Source organism: Geodermatophilus sp. URMC 63 (assembly GCF_053502565.1).
In genome coordinates this window covers 331,545-351,601 of sequence record NZ_CP199956.1, presented here as the reverse complement: position 1 = coordinate 351,601, position 20,057 = coordinate 331,545, and the positions used below count along the sequence as shown (strand labels likewise).

The 20,057-nt window shown below is 74.8% G+C and carries 22 protein-coding genes; 7 read left to right on the top strand and 15 right to left on the bottom strand.

The window, feature by feature from the left end:
• Positions 1–126 precede the first annotated feature (126 nt).
• The gene (locus tag ACWIZO_RS01675) at positions 127–201 is read right to left on the bottom strand and encodes a 50S ribosomal protein bL37 (protein ID WP_014377707.1); all 75 of its coding nucleotides are present in this window, start codon (positions 199–201) and stop codon (positions 127–129) included.
• A gap of 176 nt (positions 202–377) precedes the next feature.
• Between ACWIZO_RS01675 and ACWIZO_RS01670 the strand changes: the two genes are divergently transcribed.
• Positions 378–1,427, top strand: coding sequence for a biotin carboxylase N-terminal domain-containing protein (locus tag ACWIZO_RS01670; protein WP_448640820.1), 1,050 nt, complete (start codon positions 378–380; stop codon positions 1,425–1,427).
• Positions 1,428–1,557: 130 nt separating this feature from the next.
• Complete coding sequence (locus tag ACWIZO_RS01665) at positions 1,558–1,782, top strand: biotin/lipoyl-binding carrier protein (protein WP_446757056.1); 225 nt, start codon at positions 1,558–1,560, stop codon at positions 1,780–1,782.
• A 65-nt stretch (positions 1,783–1,847) separates the two neighbouring features.
• On the opposite strand, the gene ACWIZO_RS01660 is transcribed toward ACWIZO_RS01665, so the two are convergent.
• The gene (locus ACWIZO_RS01660; protein WP_448640819.1) at positions 1,848–2,663 is read right to left on the bottom strand and encodes an esterase/lipase family protein; all 816 of its coding nucleotides are present in this window, start codon (positions 2,661–2,663) and stop codon (positions 1,848–1,850) included.
• Positions 2,664–2,850: 187 nt separating this feature from the next.
• On the opposite strand from ACWIZO_RS01660, the gene ACWIZO_RS01655 reads away from it, so the two are divergent.
• Positions 2,851–4,425, top strand: coding sequence for a WS/DGAT/MGAT family O-acyltransferase (locus ACWIZO_RS01655; RefSeq protein WP_448640818.1), 1,575 nt, complete (start codon positions 2,851–2,853; stop codon positions 4,423–4,425).
• 9 nt (positions 4,426–4,434) lie between these two features.
• Here ACWIZO_RS01655 and ACWIZO_RS01650 read toward each other — a convergent pair whose 3' ends face one another.
• Positions 4,435–4,764, bottom strand: coding sequence for a GNAT family N-acetyltransferase (locus ACWIZO_RS01650; RefSeq protein ID WP_448640817.1), 330 nt, complete (start codon positions 4,762–4,764; stop codon positions 4,435–4,437).
• Positions 4,765–5,035: 271 nt separating this feature from the next.
• Here ACWIZO_RS01650 and ACWIZO_RS01645 point away from each other — a divergent pair, with 271 nt between their 5' ends.
• Complete coding sequence (locus tag ACWIZO_RS01645; RefSeq protein ID WP_448640816.1) at positions 5,036–6,535, top strand: sensor histidine kinase; 1,500 nt, start codon at positions 5,036–5,038, stop codon at positions 6,533–6,535.
• 76 nt (positions 6,536–6,611) lie between these two features.
• On the opposite strand, the gene ACWIZO_RS01640 is transcribed toward ACWIZO_RS01645, so the two are convergent.
• Both ACWIZO_RS01640 and ACWIZO_RS01635 read right to left on the bottom strand, forming a co-directional pair.
• Positions 6,612–6,860, bottom strand: a complete 249-nt coding sequence (locus ACWIZO_RS01640; RefSeq protein ID WP_446757051.1) for a WhiB family transcriptional regulator — start codon at positions 6,858–6,860, stop codon at positions 6,612–6,614.
• A gap of 321 nt (positions 6,861–7,181) precedes the next feature.
• A complete protein-coding gene (locus tag ACWIZO_RS01635; RefSeq protein WP_448640815.1) occupies positions 7,182–8,216 on the bottom strand; it encodes a diacylglycerol/lipid kinase family protein in 1,035 nt (344 codons plus the stop codon).
• Positions 8,217–8,298: 82 nt separating this feature from the next.
• Here ACWIZO_RS01635 and ACWIZO_RS01630 point away from each other — a divergent pair, with 82 nt between their 5' ends.
• Positions 8,299–8,772, top strand: a complete 474-nt coding sequence (locus ACWIZO_RS01630; RefSeq protein WP_448640814.1) for a hypothetical protein — start codon at positions 8,299–8,301, stop codon at positions 8,770–8,772.
• Between the two features lies 1 nt (position 8,773).
• Here ACWIZO_RS01630 and ACWIZO_RS01625 read toward each other — a convergent pair whose 3' ends face one another.
• The 6 genes from ACWIZO_RS01625 to sodN form a co-directional block, all read right to left on the bottom strand.
• Positions 8,774–9,556 carry an HAD-IIA family hydrolase gene (locus ACWIZO_RS01625; RefSeq protein WP_448640813.1) on the bottom strand — a complete coding sequence of 261 codons (783 nt, stop codon included), beginning with the start codon at positions 9,554–9,556 and terminating at the stop codon, positions 8,774–8,776.
• A 45-nt stretch (positions 9,557–9,601) separates the two neighbouring features.
• Entirely contained in the window at positions 9,602–10,087 is a 486-nt protein-coding gene (locus ACWIZO_RS01620) for an N-acetyltransferase family protein (protein ID WP_448640812.1), read from the bottom strand.
• Positions 10,084–10,911: a CDP-diacylglycerol--serine O-phosphatidyltransferase gene (gene pssA, locus ACWIZO_RS01615; RefSeq protein WP_448640811.1), complete on the bottom strand. Its 828-nt coding sequence runs from the start codon at positions 10,909–10,911 to the stop codon at positions 10,084–10,086. The genes ACWIZO_RS01620 and pssA overlap by 4 nt, the downstream gene beginning before the upstream one ends.
• Before the next feature lie 9 nt (positions 10,912–10,920).
• Complete coding sequence (locus tag ACWIZO_RS01610) at positions 10,921–11,610, bottom strand: phosphatidylserine decarboxylase (RefSeq protein ID WP_448640810.1); 690 nt, start codon at positions 11,608–11,610, stop codon at positions 10,921–10,923.
• Positions 11,611–11,695: 85 nt separating this feature from the next.
• On the bottom strand, positions 11,696–12,085 hold the full coding sequence (locus ACWIZO_RS01605; RefSeq protein ID WP_448640809.1) for a VOC family protein: 390 nt from the start codon (positions 12,083–12,085) through the stop codon (positions 11,696–11,698).
• Positions 12,086–12,284: 199 nt separating this feature from the next.
• On the bottom strand, positions 12,285–12,689 hold the full coding sequence (gene sodN / locus ACWIZO_RS01600) for a superoxide dismutase, Ni (protein WP_448640808.1): 405 nt from the start codon (positions 12,687–12,689) through the stop codon (positions 12,285–12,287).
• Between the two features lie 54 nt (positions 12,690–12,743).
• Between sodN and ACWIZO_RS01595 the strand changes: the two genes are divergently transcribed.
• A complete protein-coding gene (locus tag ACWIZO_RS01595) occupies positions 12,744–13,121 on the top strand; it encodes a S24/S26 family peptidase (protein ID WP_448642914.1) in 378 nt (125 codons plus the stop codon).
• Here the strand turns inward: ACWIZO_RS01595 and ACWIZO_RS01590 are convergent.
• Positions 13,118–13,723 carry a dTDP-4-dehydrorhamnose 3,5-epimerase family protein gene (locus ACWIZO_RS01590; protein ID WP_448640807.1) on the bottom strand — a complete coding sequence of 202 codons (606 nt, stop codon included), beginning with the start codon at positions 13,721–13,723 and terminating at the stop codon, positions 13,118–13,120. The two genes, ACWIZO_RS01595 and ACWIZO_RS01590, sit on opposite strands and share 4 nt — an antisense overlap.
• Positions 13,724–13,796: 73 nt before the next feature.
• On the opposite strand from ACWIZO_RS01590, the gene ACWIZO_RS01585 reads away from it, so the two are divergent.
• Positions 13,797–15,017: an NAD(P)-dependent malic enzyme gene (locus tag ACWIZO_RS01585; RefSeq protein ID WP_448640806.1), complete on the top strand. Its 1,221-nt coding sequence runs from the start codon at positions 13,797–13,799 to the stop codon at positions 15,015–15,017.
• 33 nt (positions 15,018–15,050) lie between these two features.
• Here the strand turns inward: ACWIZO_RS01585 and ACWIZO_RS01580 are convergent, their stop codons facing one another.
• The 3 genes from ACWIZO_RS01580 to ACWIZO_RS01570 form a co-directional block, all read right to left on the bottom strand.
• Entirely contained in the window at positions 15,051–15,764 is a 714-nt protein-coding gene (locus ACWIZO_RS01580) for a metal-dependent hydrolase (RefSeq protein WP_448640805.1), read from the bottom strand.
• Between the two features lie 141 nt (positions 15,765–15,905).
• Complete coding sequence (locus ACWIZO_RS01575) at positions 15,906–16,088, bottom strand: DUF6104 family protein (protein WP_448640804.1); 183 nt, start codon at positions 16,086–16,088, stop codon at positions 15,906–15,908.
• A 14-nt stretch (positions 16,089–16,102) separates the two neighbouring features.
• Positions 16,103–20,050 carry a multifunctional oxoglutarate decarboxylase/oxoglutarate dehydrogenase thiamine pyrophosphate-binding subunit/dihydrolipoyllysine-residue succinyltransferase subunit gene (locus ACWIZO_RS01570; RefSeq protein ID WP_448640803.1) on the bottom strand — a complete coding sequence of 1,316 codons (3,948 nt, stop codon included), beginning with the start codon at positions 20,048–20,050 and terminating at the stop codon, positions 16,103–16,105.
• Between the last annotated feature and the right edge of the window lie 7 nt (positions 20,051–20,057).

The window sequence follows — 20,057 nt, the reverse complement described above, 5'->3', positions numbered from 1 at the left end:
TCCGGATCTCCGGAGCGGGGCCTCGTGGGTTCAGGCGCTCGTGGGTTCAGGCGCTCGTGGGTTCAGGCGCTCGTGGGTTCAGGCGCTCGTGGGTTCAGGCGCTCGTGGGTTCAGGCGCTCGTGGGTTCAGGCGTTGGGGCGCTTGCCGTGGTTGGCCTTGTTCCCCTTGCGGGAGCGCCGCTTGCGTCCACGCTTGGACATCGCTGCCCTCCTCTCCTCGTCGTCGGGTGGGTCGGCGGGGACCGCCGGGTCTGCCTCCAGGGTCCCACAGCCGGGGGAGTCGCCCCCGGCCGGTGCGGCGGGTGTCAGTCCCGAGGAGCACCATGCAGGGAGGCCGGGAGAGGCGACCCCGGCACCGGACGGGAGGACGCACGGACGTGGGCCAGCACGGGATCGAGAGCGTGCTCGTGGCGGGGCGGGGGCCCGCCGCCTGCGCGGTGGTCGCTGCCTGCACCCGTCTCGGGGTCAAGGCGGTGGCCGTCTACTCCGAGGCCGAGCGGTCGGCCCGCCACGTGCGGCTCGCCGACGACGCGGTGCTGCTCGGGCCGGCCTCGGCCACCGAGTCCTACCTGGCCGTCGACCGGATCGTCGAGGCCGCCCGCCGCAGCGGCGTGGCCGCCGTCCTGCCCGTGCCACCGGCGCTGGCCGGCAACGCCGCCCTGGCCGGCGAGGTGACCGCCGCCGGGCTGACCTGGGTCGGGCCGCCGGCCGAGGTGCTGGAGCGGCTCGGGGGCGACGGCGTGGAGCCGGCCAGCGAGCACGGACTGCTCGCCCTGGTCACCGAGGACGGCCTGCAGTTCACCACGCCGGTGGCCCGCGACCGCGCCGCGGGCATCGCCCGGGTCTCCTGGACGCCCGATCCGGGCGGGGAGGTCCCGCCGGGGGCCAAGCGGCTGGCCGAGGTGGGCTGGCGGGGGCTGGTGACCGTGGGGGTCTCCGAGGACGGCGAGCTCGGCGAGGTCGCGGCCGGCTTCTCCCTCGACGTGTCGGTCCTGGAGCGGGCGCACCGGGTCGACGCCGTCGACCTGGCGCTGGCCGCCGCCGCCGGGGAGCGCGCGCCGCGCCAGCGGGTCCGTGACGACCACCCTCCCCGCGCCGCCGTCGCCGTCCAGCTGCGCGCCACGCTGCCGCCCGGACGGGCCGGCCGGGTGACCGGCCCGCTGCCGGACTCCGGCCGGCTGCGCGGCGCCACCGGTCAGACCGAGGTCGTGGCGGTCAGCGGCTACGACCCCGGCGACCGCCTCGACGGCTGGTACGACGCGCTGCTGGCCACCGTGAGCGCCGGGGCCGCCGACACCGCCACCGCCGCCCGGGCCGCCGGCGCCGCCCTCGCCGGGCTCCCGGAGACGGGTGTCCCGCACGACGGCGCGCAGGTCTGCGCGGTGCTCGACCGGCTGGCCGACGGGGACTGCGCACCCGGGAGCTGACGGAGGGCTCTACCCCCACCGGAGAGGACGCGGCCCGCGGCGAAACCCGGCACGGGAGCCACCTGCTCAGGACAGGAGCCGGGTGGGGCCGCCTGCTTGGATGGGGCTCCCGGTCGGAGAGGAGTGGTCCGTGGCCGTCGAGGAGATCCACGCCGAGATGGTCTCCAGCGTCTGGAAGGTCCTGGTCGCGCCGGGTGCCGAGGTCTCCGCGGGGGACACGCTGGTGATCCTCGAGTCGATGAAGATGGAGATCCCCGTCCTCACCGAGCTCGCCGGCGTCGTGCAGGAGCTGCACGTGGTCGAGGGTGAGGTGCTCCAGGAGGGCGACCTCATCGCCACCGTCGTCGACGGCTGAGCCGCGCGGCTCAGGGCACGCCCAGGCCGCTCGGCTCCGTCAGCCGGCTCCGTCAGCCGGCTCCGTCAGCCGGCTCCGCCGAGCCGCGCAGGGGTCCGCCCGGCCAGCTCGGCCAGCCGCTGCCCGAGGATCCCGTAGACCCCCGGGTGGACGCTCATGCCGATGTGGCTGGAGTCGACCTCGACGTTGTCGGCGGCCGGGTCGACGCAGGCGTGCCAGTCGACCACCCAGTCGCTGCGCGAGTGGACCGAGACGTACGGGACGCCGGCGGGGAAGGGCCGGTCCAGCTCCTCGGCGAGCTCGCCGGCGCACCCGCCCTGCAGGCAGTCGTCGTGGAACAGGCCCGGGACACCCGCGGTGCCCAGCGCGGCGACCAGTCGCACCTGAGTGGCGACGAGCGGGTTGATCGCCATGTGGTCGACGTTCGGGCTCCCCAGCGTCACGATCCCGCTGACGCGGTCGGGCCGGCGCACGGCCATGAGCTTGGCGAACAGCCCGCCCCGGCTCTGGCCGACGATCGCCGCGGGCCGCCCCGTCCGGTCGGTGAACTCCAGCAGGCGGCGCTCCAGGCGCTCGACCGCCGCGCGGGTGCAGTCGACGTTGACGCGGATCTGCGAGGCGCACGTCCGGTAGCCCCGGGCGCGCAGCCAGCGCTCCAGCACGGACAGCGACGGGTCGCCGGCCAGGAAGCCGGGCACGAGCAGCACCGGCAGGCCGCCGCCGTCCGGGACGTCCCGTCCGCGCCACACGGGGGAGCGCAGGAGGGCGGCCATCTCCCGCCACGGCCGCTGCGCCGCCAGCAGCGCGGCGACCGGGGAGGCGCCGGTCCACGGGGGAGCGTCCCCGGCCGGTGCCCGGTGGAGCGGTGGCGCTGTGCCCATGTCGTGTCCTCGTCTCCGTCCGTGTGCCGGGACGGCGCGGCACCCACCTCCAGGTGCCCGGGCGCCCGTCTCGCACGGAGGAGTGTGACTCCTGGCACACTCCTGCACACTCCGGGGGCCACCCGGGGCGTGTCGCCGGTGGGGCGCGGTCCGTGGTCCCCGCCGCCGACGCGAGGGGGCAGGGACGATGAAGCAGCTGTCGGGGCTCGATGCGACGTTCCTGCACCTCGAGACCTCCGCGCAGTTCGGCCACGTCTCGAGCCTGTCGGTCTACTCCCGCCCGGACGACCCGGACTACCGGCCCTATGACGCGTGGCGGGCCCAGCTGCAGCAGCGGCTGCACCTGCTCGAGCCGCTGCGCCGGCGCCTGGCCGAGGTGCCCCTGGGCCTGGACCACCCGTACTGGGTGGCCGACCCCGCCTTCGACCTCGACTTCCACGTGCGGCACACGGCCGTCCCGCCGCCGGGCACCGACGACCAGCTCGCGGCGCTGGCCGCCCGCCTGGTGTCGCGGCCGCTGGACCGGCGCAAGCCGCTGTGGCTGTCCTACGTCATCGAGGGCCTGGCCGACCGCCGGTTCGCGGTCCTGACGATCGTCCACCACGCCACGATCGACGGGGCATCCGGCGTGGAGCTGATGACGCTGATGCTCGACGACCGTCCCGAGGGCGGCACCGTGCCGCCGGAGACCGAGCCGTGGACGCCCGAGCGGCCGCCCGGTGACCTGGAGATGCTGGCCCGCGGCGCGCTCGGCCTGGCCCGCAAGCCCGCGCGCGGGGTGCTGCTCGCCGCGTGGAGCGCCCGGGAGATCGGCCGGGCGACGCGCAACCCGGTGCTGGTGCGGGCCGCCAACGACGTCCGCCGGAGTCTGCGCGGCCCGCTGGGCACGGTGCTCAACCTCGGCCGCTCCCGCCCCGAGGAGCCCGACCAGCCGCCACCGCTGCCCAGCGTCCGGCCGCCGCGCACGCCGTTCAACGGGCCCGTGACCCCGCACCGGAAGCTCGCCATCCGGTCGACGTCGCTCGACGTGGTCAAGCAGGTGAAGTCGGCCCTCGGCGTCACCGTCAACGACGTCGTCATGGCCGCGTGCGCCGGCGGTCTGCGCATCTTCCTCGACCGCCGCGGGGCGCTGCCCACCGACCCGCTCGTGGCGCTCGTCCCGGTCTCGGTGCGCACCGGGGAGGAGACCGACCGCTGGACCAACCGGGTGTCGATGCTCTCGGCCGTCCTGCCCACCGACGAGCCCGATCCGGTCCAGCGGGTCCGGCGCGTGCACGAGGCGATGTCCACGAGCAAGGAGCTGTTCTCCGCGCTCCCCGCCGAGCGGCTCACCGACTTCGCCGAGTTCCCGCCGCCGGCGGTCTTCGCGCGGGCGATGCGGCTCGCCGCCCGGCTGCGCCTGGGCTCGCGGCTGACGCCGGGCAACCTCGTCATCTCCAACGTGCCCGGCCCGCGCACTCCGCTCTACGCCGCCGGCGCGCGGCTGGAGCACTACTACCCGGTCTCGACGATCATCGAGGGCCAGGGCCTCAACATCACGGTGCAGAGCTACCTCGACCGCCTCGACTGGGGCCTGGTCTCGTGCGCCGAGCTGCTGCCGGACGTCGACGTGCTGCTCGGCGACGTCCTCGACGACCTGGACGCCCTCGCCGCCGCGGCGGGCGTGGCGCCGCCGGAGGCCCCGCCGGCCGCCCCGCCGGCCGCCCCCGCGCCCCGCCGTCCGGCCCGGCCCCGCAGCGGAGCGGCCCGCGCCCGCAGCTGAGCGGGCCGCTCAGAGGTCGAGCGCGTCCACCAGCAGGTCGATGCCCGGCCGCGGCGCCCAGTCGCGCCCGGGCAGCCGGGTGGAGCCGAGCCGGGCGTAGAGCCGGTGCGCCGCGGTCATCACCGGGTCGGTGGAGAGCACCACCCGCCGCTTGCCGGCCGCCCGCGCCCGCGCCAGGCACTCGGTGACCAGCAGCTCCCCGACGCCGCGCCCGCGCACGCCGGGGTCGACGACGAGCATCCGGAACGCCGCCTCGTCCTCGGACTCGGTGATCTCGCCGAAGTCGCCCTCGAGGACCAGGGCCACCGCGCCGACCACGCGACGGCCCGCCCGGGCCACGATCAGCTGCGCCCGCCCGGGCGCGGCCCTCGACGTCGGCCAGCTGCGGCAGGTAGGCGTCCGAGGCCAGCCCCTCGTCGCGGTACACGCCGACGGTGAGTGCCGCGACGGCCGGGAAGTCGGCGGGCGCGGCGTCCTCGACGGTCACGGGAGGCGGAGCGGGGGAGGGGAGAGCCAGGGGTGGCCAGCCTGGAGAGAGGACCTCCGCGCCCCCCGCCGCTCGCAGGCTCGCGGCGGGACCCTGCGGGCAGGAACCTACCCTCGGGGCACGATGAGCACCCTCTCCGAACGCCTGCACCGCGGCTCGGCGACCGCCCCCTCGCAGGTCGACCACGCCCGGCGGCTGGTGGCCGACTGGCAGCTGCTGGCCGACCTGGCCTTCGCCGACCTCACGCTCTGGGTCCCGCTGCGCACCGGCGCCTGGTGGTGCGTGGCCCAGGTGCGCCCGCTCACCGCTCCCACCAGCCAGCCCGAGGACCTCGTCGGCAGCGAGGTCGAGGGCCCCGAGGCCGACCCGTTCCGCGTGGCGCACCGTGAGGGCCGGCCGGTGACCGAGGGCGACCCGGACTGGTCGGGCGCCAACCCCCGCCGCCGGGAGGTCATCCCGGTGCGGCACGACGGCGTCGTCGTCGCCGTGCTGGCCAAGGACACCAACCTGGCCGTCACGCGCTCGCCGTCGACGCTGGAGCTGACCTACCTCGACATCGCCGCGGATCTCTGCCTGATGGTCTCGGCCGGCACCTTCCCGCCCGAGAAGCTGCTCGGCGGCGAGATGAGCCCACGCGTCGGCGACGGACTCGTGCGCCTGGACGCCGCCGGCCGCGCCGTGTACGCCAGCCCCAACGCCCTGTCGGCCTACCGGCGGCTGGGGGTGACCGGCGACCTCGTCGGCGCCGACCTGGCGCACCTGACGCGCACGGCGGCCGCCGACCGGGTGGCCGGCGAGGCGGCCGCGGCGGGCATCGCCGCGGCGGTGGGCGGCCGGTTCCCCGACCCGGTGGACGTCGAGGGCGACACGGCCACGCTGCTGGTGCGGGCGCTGCCGCTGCAGGCACCCGGGGCCGAGGAGGGCGCCCTGGTGCTCGTCCGCGACGTCACCGACCTGCGCAGCCGCGACCGGGCCCTGCTGACCAAGGACGCCACCATCCGGGAGATCCACCACCGGGTGAAGAACAACCTGCAGACCGTGGCCGCGCTGCTGCGGCTGCAGGCGCGGCGGATGACCGAGCCGGCGGCGCGCGCGGCGCTCGAGGAGTCGGTGCGCCGGGTGGCCTCGATCGCCGTCGTGCACGAGACGCTGGCCGGCAGCCGGGAGGACGTCGTCGACGTCGACGACGTGCTCGACCGGGTGCTGCCAATGCTCGGCGACCTCACCTCGATCGGCCCGGCGGCGCGCACGCGGCGGGTGGGCGCCTTCGGCGAGCTGCCGGCGGCGACCGCCACGCCGCTGGTGATGGCGGTGACCGAGCTGCTGCACAACGCCGCCGAGCACGCCTTCCCCGCCGACGGCCAGCCCGGCTCGATCGAGCTGGTGGCCGAGCGGGACGGCGACGACCTGGTGGTGCGCGTGCGCGACGACGGGCAGGGGCTGCCGGGGGACTTCGACCCGGCGGCCAGCGACGGTCTGGGCCTGCAGATCGTGCGGACGCTGGTCACCAGCGAGCTCGGGGGCTCGCTGCGCATGACGACGCCGGCGCAGCCGCCGGGCCCGGGGCGGCCCGGCACGGAGGTGGTCCTCGACGTCCCCGGCGCCGCGAGACCCCGGCGGTAGGTTCGCCGACGACACGAGGCCGGTCCCCCGTCGGGGGACCGGCCTCGTGTCGTCGGCGCGTGCTGTGTGGTGGGGCTCAGGCGCGGATGCGGGCGCGGGACTGACGGCGCTTGAGCGCGCGCCGTTCGTCCTCGGAGAGCCCGCCCCAGACGCCGGAGTCCTGGCCTGCGCTCAGCGCCCAGTCCAAGCAGGACTGGACGACCGGACAGCGGCCACACACCGCCTTGGCCTGCTCGATCTGCACGAGGGCGGGGCCGGTCGTCCCGATGGGGAAGAACAGCTCGGGGTCCTCGTCCCGGCAGAGCGCGCGGTGGCGCCAGTCCATGTCGGTGTACTCCTCGGTGTCGGCTACGGTCGGTGCTGCAGATCGCTGACGTCGGGCCGCTCGCGCAGGCGACACCGGTTCCCCAGCGCCTCGTTCCAGCGACCACCCGCCGCTTGTTACCGGCAGGTTGCGTTCCTCCCGCGATGTTTTCACCTGAGGGACGCGTGTCAAGCGCACGGAGGTCCTGTCTCGACCCCTCGTGAGCAACCTCACCACGCGCGTGCTAGGGCCGCCACTCGACACCCCCTGGGTGGTTGACACGGTCGGGGCGGCGTGCTTAGAAGCCCCGCGGCGAGCGGTGGGGGTGGGGAGGTCCGTCGTTCAGGCGACGACGGAGAGGGCGGCGGGCACCGATCGCACGTGCAGACCGGTCGCCGTGCCCAGGTGGTCGCCGTCGAGCTGCCAGCCCTGCGGGCGCGAGGCGGTCAGGGTCAGCCCGGCGACGGAGTGTCGGCGGTGCACCCCCCGGCCGCGGGCGTCGGGCCGGCGGGCCAGGACCTGTCGCGCGCGGTGCAGCATCCGCAGCACGCCCGTGCGGCCGAGGGCGAAGACGTCGAGGTCGGCGTCGAAGGACGCCTCGGGGCTCGGGTTGACCGGCCGGGACCCCAGGTAGGTCCAGGGGCTGACGTTGGACACCAGGCAGAGGAACAGCCCGTCGAGGTCGGGCTCGCCGGGCAGGGACAGGGTCATGGCGGGGCGCCGCCGCTCGCGACCGAGCACGAAGGTGCGCGCGGCCTCCCGCACGTAGAGGGACCCGGTGGACCGGCGGCCGCGGGCCCGCTGCGCCTCCACGCGGGCGATGACGTCGGCGTCGAAGCCCATGCCCGCGGCGAAGACGAACCAACGCGGCTCGGTCCACCCCCCGCCGGCCGCGGCGTCGGTCGCGGCGTCGGTCGCGGCGCGGGCCGACGCGACCGCGGGGTCCCCGCCGCCGAGCGTCGCGCCGCTCGTGCCGGTGGCGCTGGCAGTGCCCAGCGAGACCCGCCGCGTCCGGCCGGACCGCAGCGAGGCGAGGATCTCGCCGGTGGCCTCGACCGGGTCGCGCGAGCGTCCCAGCGCGCGGGAGAAGACGTTGGTCGAGCCGCCGGGGACGACGGCCAGCGTGGGGACGTGCGCGCCCGGCCCGTCGGACAGCAGCCCGTTGACCACCTCGTTGACGGTGCCGTCGCCACCGAGAGCGACGACGACGTCGACGCCCTCGGCCAGCGCCTGCCGGCCCAGCTCGCGCGCGTGACCGCGGTGGGTCGTCTCCGCGAGGTCGACCTTGAGCTCGCCGGCCAGGGCGCCCAGGAGGACGTCACGCACCCGCCCGGTCGTCGTCGTCGCCGCGGGGTTGGCCACCACGAGCGCACGCATGACGGTCAGGCTAACCAGCGCGGATGGCCGCTGACCGGCGCGGACGGCCGTGGCGTGGCCGGTGACGCGTAGCCTCACCGGTGTGACGGACGAGGACCGGGCGCGGCGCCCCAGCCGCGCCGAGCGGCTCCTCGGCGGAGCCGCCGCACCCTCGTCCCGCCCTGCCCGCCGGCCCGGACGGGAGGCGCCGGCCGCGGTCCGCCGGGCCGCGCTGGTCGCCGCGGTGGAGGCCGCGCTGCTGCTCGGCGCGGCGCTGGTGGTCCTGTGGCTGACCCTCACCGGCTCGCCCGACAGCGTCGGCCGGGCCCTGGCCGAGGTCGTCTACGTCGGGCTGTTCGGCGGAGCGCTCGCCGTGGCCGCCGCGGGGCTGCGGCGGGTGGCGTCGTGGTCGCGCGGGCCGGTCGTCGCCCTGCAGATCCTGCTCGGGCTCTTCGGCTACAGCACCGCCTTCCCCGGCCAGCAGCCGCTGCTGGGCATCCCGCTGATCGCCCTCGCCGTCGCCGAGCTGTACCTGCTGATGACGCCCGAGGCGCGGCTGGCGTTCTCCGACCGCTGAGCTACACCAGGCCGACGACGTCGGCGATCGAGTCGAGCACCCGGCCCGGGCGGAACGGGAACCGGGCGACGTCGGCCGCGGTCGTCGACCCGGTGAGCACCAGGATCGTGTCCAGGCCCGCCTCGATGCCGGCGACGACGTCGGTGTCCATGCGGTCCCCGATCATCACGGTGCTCTCCGAGTGCGCCTCGATGCGGTTCATGGCGCTGCGGAACATCATCGGGTTGGGCTTGCCGACGAAGTAGGGCTTCGCGCCGGTGGCCTCGGTGATCAGCGCGGCGACCGACCCGGTGGCCGGCAGCGGCCCCTCCGGCGAGGGGCCGGTGACGTCGGGGTTGGTGGCGATGAACCGCGCGCCGGTGCCGATGAGCCGGATGGCGCGGGTGATCGCCTCGAAGGAGTAGGTGCGGGTCTCGCCCAGGACCACGTAGTCGGGGTCGGTGTCGGTGAGGGTGTAGCCGGCCTCGTACAGCGCGGTGGTCAGGCCGGCCTCGCCGATCACGTAGGCCGAGCCGCCGGGCAACTGGCCGGACAGGAAGTCCGCCGTCGCCAGGGCCGAGGTCCAGATCGACGCCTCGGGTACCTGCAGCCCGGAGCGCGCCAGCCGGGCGGCCAGGTCGCGCGGCGTGAAGATCGAGTTGTTGGTGAGGACGAGGAAGCGGCGCTCGGTGTCGACCAGGCGGGCCAGGAAGTCGGCGGCCCCCGGGAGGGCCAGCCCCTCGTGCACGAGGACGCCGTCCATGTCGGTCAGCCAGCACTCGGCCGGCGCACGCTCGGTGCTCACGCCGCCAGCCTGCCGTACCGGCCCGGTGCGCGTCGGGCGGGAGGTTCAGGGACGGCGGTCGGCGGCGACGTCGCAGAGTGCCTGGTCGGTGAGCCGGAAGACGGTCCACTCGTCCATCGGGACGGCGCCCGCGGCCCGGTAGAACCCGACGGCGGGCTCGTTCCAGTCGAGCACCGACCACTCCAGCCGGTCGTAGCCGCGCTCGACGCAGGTGGCCGCCAGCGTGCGCAGCAGCTCCCGGCCCAGTCCCGCGCCGCGGTGCCGCGGCTGGACGTAGAGGTCCTCGAGGTACACGCCGTGGGTGCCGCGCCAGGTGGAGAAGTTGAGGAACCACAGCGCCACCCCGACGACGGCGCCGTCCGGCCCGAGGGCGACGTGCCCGAACAGGGCCGGGGAGCCGCCGAACAGCGCGGTGTGCAGCTGCTCCTCGGTGAGCCGCACCTCGTGCGCGGCCTGCTCGTACTCGGCCAGCTCGCGCACCAGGTCCACCACGGCGGCGACGTCGTCGGGCTCGACCGGGCGGACCGTCACGTGAGCGCCTCTCGGACCCGCTCGGGCACCAGCCGGCCCAGCGGCGAGACCAGGGGCACCAGCACCGGCGCGAGCAGGTAGCCGTAGGCCAGCAGGCAGCCGGTGACCACCGGGACGGTGGCGAAGCCGATCACCAGGGCCAGCGCCGCGGCGACCAGGCCGTAGGGGCGCCCGCTCCTCGGGCTCACCAGCGAGCGGAACGAGCGGAACCGGATGGTGCTGACCATGAGCAGCGCCGGCACGGCGACGATGAGCAGCACCCACAGCCGGTCGCGGCCCTGCATCTGGTCGCCGAAGGCGAAGACCGAGGCCAGGACGACCCCGGCCGCGCCGGGGCTCGGCATCCCGGTGAAGTACCGCTTGTCCGCCGTCGGGTCGATGGTCGTGTTGAACCGGGCCAGCCGGATCGCCGCGCAGGCCACCCAGAGGAAGCAGATCACCCAGCCCAGCGGGTCCCACTCGTCGCGGCCCTGGGAGAACAGCGTGAACGCGAGCAGGGCCGGGGCCAGGCCGAAGGAGACGAGGTCGGCCAGGGAGTCGAACTGCAGGCCGAAGGAGCTCACCGCGCCCACCAGCCGGGCCACCGCGCCGTCGGTGATGTCGAAGAGCACCGACAGGCCGATGAGGACCGCCGCGAGGGTGTACTGGCCGCGGATGGACACGAGGATGGCGGCGAAGCCGCACATCATGTTGCCCAGCGTGAACAGGCTGGGCAGGGTCGCCAGCGCGCGGCGGCGGGAGCCGCGCACGGAGCCGCGCACGAACTCGACGGTGGCCGTGCGCCGCGTCTGGGGCCGGCCGGAGCCGGAGGCAGAACTGGGCACCGGGACCCCTCAGCCGGCGGCGGGCCAGCGGGCGATGACGGTCTCGCCGCCGCGCACGCGCTGCCCCTTGCGCACGGTCAGGGTGCACTCGGCCGGCAGGAAGACGTCCATCCGCGACCCGAACTTCATCAGGCCGAACCGCTCCCCGGTGGCCAGGTGCTGCCCGACGCCGGTGCGGGTGACGATGCGGCGGGCCAGCGCGCCGACCAGCTGGCGGACGACGAGCGTCCGGTCGCCGTCGCGCAGCCACAGCTCGCTGCGCTCGTTGCGGTGCGCCGACTCCGCCCGGTAGGCCGCGAGGAAGCTGCCCCTGCGGTAGGAGCTCTCCACCACCTCGCCCCGGTAGGGGGAGCGGTTGACGTGCACGTCGACCACGGAGAGGAAGACGCTGACCTGCTGCCAGCCACCCGCGGGGGCCGGTTCCGGGGCGACGCCCTCCTGGGGCTCCCCGGCGACCATGACCATCCCGTCGGCAGGGGAGAGGACGACGTCGGACGGCGGCTCGACGCGGTCGCAGTCCCGCTCGGGGTCGCGGAAGAACAGGGCCATGTAGGCCGACAGGGCCAGGAACGGCCAGGCGGCCAGCCGGAGGGCGCGGTGTCCGGGGCGGTGTCCGGCGGCCCGTCCGGCGGCGGCGAGGACGGCGGCGGGCGCCAGGGGCCCGGTGATGAACGGCCACCCGGCCGGGTCGATACGCATCGAGGTCAGACGGTACCGGGCCGCAGTCAGCGCGAACCGCCGCCGGCGGGCCGCGGGGTCCCTCAGCCGGCGGGGGTGGCGATGTTCACCAGCCAGCGCAGGCCGAAGCGGTCGGTGACCTGACCGAAGGTGTCGCCCACACCTGCTCCTCCAGGGGGACGTCGACCTGCCCGCCCTCGGCGAGCGCCTCGGACCAGCGGGTGAGGGTCTCGGCGTCGTCCCCGGACAGCGACAGGGACACCGTGTCCGGTCCGCCGGCGTCCGGGTCGTGGCCGTCGGAGGCCATGAGCTCGAGGCCGTGCCCGGTGCGCAGGAAGGCGCGCATGACGCCGTCGGCCGGGTACTCGTCGCCGCCCCCGCCGACGTCACCGAAGGTCATGACGTCGAGCTGCCCGCCGAACAGCGAGCGGTAGGACTCCATCGCCTCGCGCGCGTTGCCGGCGAAGTGCAGGTAGGGGTTGAGCCGGACGGCCATCGGGTCTCCTGGGGGTGCGGGGGGTCGGTCGGGGTGCAGACCGGACGGGCCGCCGGAACTCGTCGCCGGGCCCGTGCACGGCAGCGGCCGGCGGGCACCGAGGTGCCCGCCGGCCGCTGCCGTCTGTGACGTCCTGGAACGGCCCCGTGCAGGGCCCCGCCGCGAGCCTGCGAGCGGTGGGGGGCACGGGGGTCCTTCGTCAGGCCGCGGCCTTGGTCTCCCAGAAGATCTTGTCGATCTCGGCGATGTAGTCGAGCAGCTTCTGGCCCTCCGCGGGGTCCATGCTGCCCTTGCCACCGGCCGCGCCGGCCTGCTTGGTGGCCTTGTTGAACAGCTCGTGCAGCTGCGGGTACTTCTCGAAGTGCGGGGGCTTGAAGTAGTCGGTCCACAGCACCCACAGGTGGTGCTTGGCGAGGTCGGCGCGCTGCTCCTTGATGAGCACGCAGCGCATCCGGAAGACCGGGTCCTCGTTGCCCTGGTACTTCTCCTGGATGGCCTTGACGGACTCCGCCTCGATGCGGGCCTGGGCCGGGTCGTACACGCCGCACGGGAGGTCGCAGTGCGCGGTGGCCTCCACGGCGGAGAACAGGCGGCTGAACAGCATGTCCCTGCCTCTCGGTGTCACGGGATCTGGTCGTCTGCGACCCTACTCGCGGTGATGGGACCCGACACGTCCGAGCGCGGGGTCCCCGGGCTGCCCTCGGCCTGGGTGCTGGCCCGGGTCAGCGGCCCGTCCATGACGCCGACCGTGCGGCACGGCGACCGGCTGCTGGTGCGCCGGTCGCGCCCCGGGACTGCGCGGCCGGGCGACGTCGTCCTGGCCCGCTTCCCGTCCCGCCCCGACCTGCTCGTGGTCAAGCGGGTGCAGCGGGTCCTCGACGACGGCGGCGTCTGGGTGGTCGGCGACAACCCGCTGGTCACCGACGACAGCCGCGCCTACGGGCCCGCGGTCGCCGTCGGCCGCGTCGTCGTCCGGCTGCGTCCCCGCCCCGGCCGGGTCGGACCCCCGCCGCCGGACCCCGGCGGGCTCTCCTAGCCGCCCGCGCGCAGCTGCGCGTAGCGGGCGGCGCACTGCTCCATGGTCGGCAGCAGGCCCTGCTCGCGGGCCTGCGCCAGCGTCGGTGCGGCCCGGTCCTTGTCCGAGAGCCGCACCTCGACGTCGGCCGGCCACGACAACCCGAGGTCGGGGTCCAGCGGCGAGATCCCGAACTCCCGGCCGGGGGAGTACCCCGAGGAGACCAGGTAGGTGACCGAGGAGCGGTCCTCCAGGGCCAGGAAGGCGTGGCCCAGGCCCTCGGCCAGGAACACCGCGCGGGGACGCTCGGCGTCGAGCACGACGGCGTCGGACGCGCCGAACGTCGGGGAGCCGACCCGGACGTCGACGACGACGTCGAGCACCCGGCCCGCCGGGCAGTAGACGTACTTGGCCTGCCCGGGCGGGACGAGCGCGAAGTGCACGCCGCGGAGCACCCCGCGGGCGGACACGCTGTGGTTGGCCTGCGCGAGCGGCAGCGCCCACCCGGTGGCGGCGGCGAGGACGTCGGCCCGGTACCACTCGGTGAAGCGACCGCGGTCGTCCCCGTGCGGCACCAGGTCGAGCACGTAGCCGTCCGGCACGGCGAGCTCGCGGATCTCCACGGGCGGCACGGTAGCGAGCGGGCCGCGGCGGTGCCGGGCGGCGACCCGGTGGACAGGACTACCTTCCCGACCCATGGGTGCACAGACGGACACCGCCGGGGACAGTGCCGACCGCGTCCCGCAGGCCGTTGCGGTCGATCGCTTCGCGCAGGACCCGGCCTTCGGCGTCCACGAGGGCGGCAAGCTCGCCGTCCGGCCCACCCGCGGGATCGAGTCGCGGGAGGACCTCGCGCTGACCTACACCCCGGGTGTCGCCCGCGTGTCGAGCGCCATCGCCGCCGAGCCGGAGCTCGCCCGCCGGTTCACCTGGGCGCCGCGCGTGGTGGCGGTGGTCTCCGACGGCACCGCCGTCCTCGGGCTGGGCGACATCGGCCCGGCCGCGGCGCTGCCGGTCATGGAGGGCAAGGCCTGCCTGTTCAGCGAGTTCGCCGGGCTGTCGTCGGTGCCCGTGGTGCTCTCGACCACCGACGTCGACCAGATCGTCGAGACCGTCGCGGCGATCGCGCCGTCCTTCGGCGGCATCAACCTCGAGGACATCAGCGCACCGCGCTGCTTCGAGATCGAGGACCGGCTGCGCGAGCGGCTCGACATCCCGGTCATGCACGACGACCAGCACGGGACGGCGATCGTCGTCCTGGCCGCGCTGCGCAACGCCGCACGGGTCACCGGCCGGCAGATGGGCGACCTGCGCGTCGTCGTCTCCGGCGCCGGGGCGGCCGGCGTGGCCTGCACCAAGATCCTGCTGGGAGCCGGGGTCGGCGACCTCGCCGTCGCCGACTCCAAGGGCGTCATCCACACCGGCCGCGAGGACCTGACGCCGATCAAGCGCTGGGTCGCGGAGAACACCAACCGGAGCGGCTACGCGGGCACGATGGTCGGCGCGCTGGAGGGCGCCGACGTGTACCTGGGCCTGTCCGGGGGCTCGGTGCCCGAGGCGGCGATCGCCGCGATGGCGCCGGACTGCATCGTGTTCTCGCTGGCCAACCCCACGCCCGAGGTCGACCCGGAGATGGCGGCCCGGTACGCGGCGGTGGTGGCCACCGGCCGCAGCGACCTGCCCAACCAGATCAACAACGTGCTGGCCTTCCCCGGCGTGTTCCGCGGCGCGATCGACGCCCGCGCCACGGCGATCACCGAGCGGATGAAGATCGCGGCGGCCGAGGCGATCGCCGGGGTCGTGGGCGAGGACCTGGCGGCGGGGTACATCGTCCCGAGCCCCCTGGACCGGCGGGTGGCCACCGCGGTCGCCGAGGCCGTGGCCGGCTGCGCCCGCGAGGAGCAGGTCACCGTGTGAGGACGGCCCCTCACCCGCCCGGCGCGGCCGGGCTCAGCCGAGGTCCCGCAGCGCCTGCAGGTAGGGGTCCAGGAGCGTGTGGGCGCCGGTGTTGGCGTAGACGAACCACACGGCGACGCCGAGGAACAGCGGCGCCAGCACCGCCTTCTCCAGCGTCGTCCCGGTGCGCATGGGGGTCAGCGCCAGCCGCCTGCGGCGCAGCAGCCACAGCAGCGGGACGGGCACCCCCTGCGTGGTGATCAGGTCCCCGGCGATGTGCGTGAGGACGCCGAGCGCGACCGCCCACGGCAGCCACGTCGGCTGGGGCGTGTCGGCCAGCAGCAGCCAGGCGCCGCCCCAGGACAGCACCAGGTTGCCGACGACGGTGTTCTCCGCCCGGCCCGGGATGACGAAGTGCAGCGCCCGCAGCCCCAGCCCGATGGCCAGCGCCATCACCAGCAGGCTCGACCAGAACAGGTTCGCCGCGGCCAGCGCGAGCGCACCGCAGGCGATCGGCGCGAGCAGGGCGTCGTGGGTGCCCCAGCGGTGGCCGCCGGCCAGCCGGCCGACCGCCCCGGACGGGACGTCGGTCACCGGGCCCCACATGTCGGAGACCGTCGAGCCGCTGTGGTCGAGGTCGGGCAGCATCGAGAACCCGCCGACGGCGGCCACCCAGGCGACCTGGCCGACGGCGCCCTCGACCGGCGCCCAGGGGAGGGTCGCCGCGCCGGCGGCCAGACCGGACAGGGCGTGCGAGTGACCGAGCACCCACGCAGCGTCTCTCCCCGCACCGGGCCCGCGGGGGAGGCGCACCGGCGCCACGATCAGGGGACCTGATCATCGAGCGTCCTCCCTCACGTTCCACGGTCGGGTAGGACGCTCCACGATCAGGTCACCTGATCATCGCCGTCACTCGTCGACGTCGTCGGTGCCGCCGCGTGCCAGCCAGGTGGCCAGCCGCTCGACCGGCACCTCGAAGTCGGGGTGCTCGTCGACGAAGGCCTGGAGCTGGTCGGCCAGCCAGGCGAGGCTCACCTGCTCCTCGCCCCGCCGGTCGGCCAGCTCCTCCAGCCCGCGGTCGGTGGAGTACACGGTCGGTGCCCCCGTCAGCCGGCGAAGGCCTGCGCGACGAGCTCCTTCTGCTCCGCCTCGTGCACCTTCGCCGAGCCCACGGCCGGGCTCGCCGACGCGCGGCGGCTGACCCGGCGCAGCGTCCGCCCGTCGAGGTGCTCGGGCAGGTTGAGGGCCATGAACGACCAGGCGCCCATGTTGGCCGGCTCCTCCTGCACCCACACCAGGTCCGTGGCGTTCGGGTAGCGCCCGACCGCCTGGCGGATCTGCTCGGCCGGCAGCGGGTACAGCTGCTCGACCCGGACGACGGCGGTGTCGGTGGTGCCCGCGGTCTCCCGCTGCGCCAGCAGGTCGTAGGCGACCTTGCCGCTGCACAGCAGCACCCGGCGGACCGCGCCGTCGTCGAGCGGCTCGCCGCCCACGCCCGGGTCGCCCAGCACCGGCTGGAAGCCCTCGTCGGTGAACGCGGAGACCGGGCTGACCGCCGCCTTGGCCCGCAGCAGCGACTTCGGCGTGAACACGACCAGCGGCCGGTGCACGTCCGACAGCGCCTGGCGGCGCAGCAGGTGGAAGTAGTTGCCCGGGGTCGTGCAGTTGGCGACGGTCATGTTGTTCTCCGCCGACAGCTGCAGGAACCGCTCGATGCGACCGCTGGAGTGGTCGGGGCCCTGGCCCTCCAGCCCGTGCGGCAGCAGCAGGACGACGCCGGAGCGCTGCCCCCACTTGGCCTCGCCGGAGCTGATGAACTCGTCGATCACCATCTGCGCGCCGTCGACGAAGTCGCCGAACTGCGCCTCCCACAGCACCAGCGCCTGGGGGTTGGCCACCGAGTAGCCGTACTCGAAGCCGAGCGCGGCGTACTCGCTGAGCAGCGAGTCGTAGACGAAGAACTTGGCCTGCTGCTCGGCGAGGTGGGCCAGCGGCGTGTACTCGGCGGCCGAGTCGCGGTCGATGAGCACGGCGTGCCGCTGCACGAAGGTGCCGCGGCGGGAGTCCTGGCCGGCCAGCCGCACCGGGACGCCCTGCACCAGCAGCGACCCGAAGGCCAGCAGCTCACCCATCGCCCAGTCGATCCCGCCCTCGCTGGTCATCGCGGCGCGGCGCTCGAGCATGCGCTTGAGCTTCGGGTGCGCGGTGAAGTCCTGCGGGAAGGAGACGTGGGCGTCGCCGATGGTCTTGAGGACCTCGGTGGTGATCGCCGTCTCGACGGTCGACTGCTCGGCCGTGCGCGGGTCCATGACCGGCTGGGGCTTGGAGGAGTCGCGCGCGTCGTGGGTCTCGGCGAAGGCCCGCTCCAGCTGGTCGCGGAAGTCCTTGAGCGCCTCCTCGGCCTCGGCCAGCGTGATGTCGCCGCGGCCGACCAGCGCCTCGGTGTAGAGCTTCCGGACCGAGCGCTTGCGGTCGATGATGTCGTACATCAGCGGCTGGGTCATCGACGGGTCGTCGCCCTCGTTGTGCCCGCGGCGGCGGTAACAGACGAGGTCGATGACGACGTCCTTCCGGAACGCCTGCCGGTACTCCACCGCCAGCCGGGCCACGCGGATGCAGGCCTCGGGGTCGTCGCCGTTCACGTGGAAGACCGGGGCGCCGATCATCCGGGCGACGTCGGTCGAGTACAGGCTCGAGCGGGCCGCGGCCGGGCTGGTGGTGAACCCGACCTGGTTGTTGACGACGACGTGCACGGTGCCGCCGGTGCGGTAGCCGCGCAGCTGCGAGAGGTTCAGCGTCTCCTGGACGACGCCCTGACCGGCGAACGCCGAATCACCGTGCAGCAGGACCGGCAGGACGGTGAAGCCGCCCTCGCCCTTGTCGATCATGTCCTGCTTGGCGCGGACCATGCCCTCGAGGACGGGGTTGACCGTCTCCAGGTGCGAGGGGTTGCACGCCAGCGATACGCCGATCTCGGCGTCCGCGCGGAAGGGGTTGCGGAAGGTGCCCTCGGTGCCCAGGTGGTACTTGACGTCGCCGGAGCCCTGGACCGTGCCGGGGTCGATGTTGCCCTCGAACTCGCCGAAGATCTTCGCATAGCTCTTGCCGAGGACGTTGGCCAGCACGTTGAGCCGACCGCGGTGCGGCATGCCGATCGCGACCTCGTCGAGGCCGTGGTCGGTGGAGGCGATGAGCACCTCGTCCAGCACCGGGATCAGCGACTCACCGCCCTCGAGGCTGAACCGCTTCTGGCCGACGTACTTCGTCTGCAGGAAGGTCTCGAACGCCTCGGCGACGTTGAGCCGGCCGAGCACGTGCTTCTGCTTCTCACGGTCGGGCTGGGCGTGCTTGACCTCGATGCGCTCCTGGAGCCACTGGCGCTCCTCGGGGTCGGTGATGTGCATGTACTCCACGCCGACGGTGCGGCAGTAGGACTCGCGCAGGACGCCGAGGATGTCGCGCAGCGGCATGGTCCGCTCGCCGGCGAACCCGCCGACCGGGAACTCGCGGTCGAGGTCCCACAGGGTCAGGCCGTGCTGGAGGATGTCCAGGTCGGGGTGGCTGCGGACCTTGAACTCGAGCGGGTCGGTGTCGGCCATGAGGTGGCCGTTGCGCCGGTAGGCCTCGATGACCTCGATGACCCGGGCTTCCTTGTCGATCTGCCCCTCGCGGCTGATCCGCACGTCCGGCATCCAGCGCACCGGCTCGTAGGGCAGGCGCAGCGAGCGGAAGACCTCGTCGTAGAAGCCGTCCTCGCCGAGCAGCAGCTGGTGCAGCCGGCGCAGGAAGTCACCGGACTGCGCGCCCTGGATGATCCGGTGGTCGTAGGTGGAGGTCAGCGTGATGATCTTGCTGACCGCCATCTCGGTGAGCGACTGGGGGCTCATCCCCTGGAACTCCGCCGGGTACTCCATGGCGCCGACGCCGATGATCGCGCCCTGGCCGGCGGTCAGCCGCGGCACCGAGTGGTTCGTGCCGACGGTGCCCGGGTTGGTCAGGCTGATCGTGGTGCCGGAGAAGTCCTCCAGCGTCAGCTTGCCGGCGCGGGCGCGGCGGATGACGTCCTCGTAGGCGGCCCAGAACCGGGCGAAGTCCATCGTCTCGGCGGCCTTGATGGAGGCGACGACGAGCGAGCGGGTGCCGTCGGACTTGGGCAGGTCGATGGCCAGGCCGAAGTTGACGTGCTCGGGCTGCACCAGGGTCGGCTTGCCGTCGACCTCGGTGAAGGAGGCGTTCATCTCCGGGAAGTCGTCGAGCGCCCGGACCAGCGCGTAGCCGATCAGGTGCGTGAAGGAGACCTTGCCGCCGCGGGCCCGCTTGAGGTGGTTGTTGATGACGATGCGGTTGTCGGCCAGGAGCTTGGCCGGCACCGAGCGCACGCTGGTCGCCGTCGGCACGGTCAGCGAGGCGTTCATGTTCTTCACGACGCTGGCGGCGGCACCGCGCAGCGGCGTCCGCTTCGGCCCGTCGGCGGCCGGGGTCTCGGGGGCCTTCGGGCCTGCCTTCGGGGCGGCCTTCGGCGCAGGCGCCGGCGCGGCCGCGGGGGAGGCCGCGCGCTGCTGGTCGGCGCGGTCGGCGGCGCGGCCGACCACGGTGGCCTCGGTCCGCTCGGCGACGGGGGTGGACCGCGGGGCGGGCTCCGGCGCGCCCGGGGCGACGGCGGGGCTGCTGGGCCGGGTGGCCGAGCCGGCGGCGTCGGCGACGGCGGGGCGCTCGGGGGAGGTGGCGGCGGCCGCGGGGGCGGGCTGCTGCGGGCGGGCGGCGGGGGCCGCGCCGTTCGCCGACCCGTTGCCGGAGGCCGGAGCGGCCGGGGCAGGGGCGGGGGTGGTGTCGTCGGTCGGCGTGGCGGAGCCGCGTTCGCGGTCGTCACTGGCGGCGACGGGGCTGCCCGGCCGGTAGTCGGCGAAGAACTCGTGCCAGGCCTGGTCCACGCTGGAGGGGTCGGCGAGGAACTGCTGGTACATCTCCTCGACCAGCCACTCGTTGGTGCCGAATCCCGCCACCGCGGAGGAGGAGGAGGTGGTGGACGGCCGGGGTGAGTTGTCGCGTGACACGGGTCGG

What these genes read in the sequence shown, in the direction of transcription:
- ACWIZO_RS01635 (WP_448640815.1), bottom strand. Translation starts at nt 8,216, where the DNA reads ATGCGTGCGCTCGTGGTGGCCAACCCCGCGGCGACGACGACGACCGGG.
- ACWIZO_RS01660 (WP_448640819.1), bottom strand. Translation starts at nt 2,663, where the DNA reads ATGGGCACAGCGCCACCGCTCCACCGGGCACCGGCCGGGGACGCTCCC.
- ACWIZO_RS01585 (WP_448640806.1), top strand. Translation starts at nt 13,797, where the DNA reads ATGGGTGCACAGACGGACACCGCCGGGGACAGTGCCGACCGCGTCCCG.
- ACWIZO_RS01640 (WP_446757051.1), bottom strand. Translation starts at nt 6,860, where the DNA reads ATGGACTGGCGCCACCGCGCGCTCTGCCGGGACGAGGACCCCGAGCTG.
- ACWIZO_RS01605 (WP_448640809.1), bottom strand. Translation starts at nt 12,085, where the DNA reads ATGGCCGTCCGGCTCAACCCCTACCTGCACTTCGCCGGCAACGCGCGC.
- ACWIZO_RS01645 (WP_448640816.1), top strand. Translation starts at nt 5,036, where the DNA reads ATGAGCACCCTCTCCGAACGCCTGCACCGCGGCTCGGCGACCGCCCCC.
- ACWIZO_RS01610 (WP_448640810.1), bottom strand. Translation starts at nt 11,610, where the DNA reads ATGCGTATCGACCCGGCCGGGTGGCCGTTCATCACCGGGCCCCTGGCG.
- ACWIZO_RS01595 (WP_448642914.1), top strand. Translation starts at nt 12,744, where the DNA reads ATGGGACCCGACACGTCCGAGCGCGGGGTCCCCGGGCTGCCCTCGGCC.
- ACWIZO_RS01655 (WP_448640818.1), top strand. Translation starts at nt 2,851, where the DNA reads ATGAAGCAGCTGTCGGGGCTCGATGCGACGTTCCTGCACCTCGAGACC.
- sodN (WP_448640808.1), bottom strand. Translation starts at nt 12,689, where the DNA reads ATGCTGTTCAGCCGCCTGTTCTCCGCCGTGGAGGCCACCGCGCACTGC.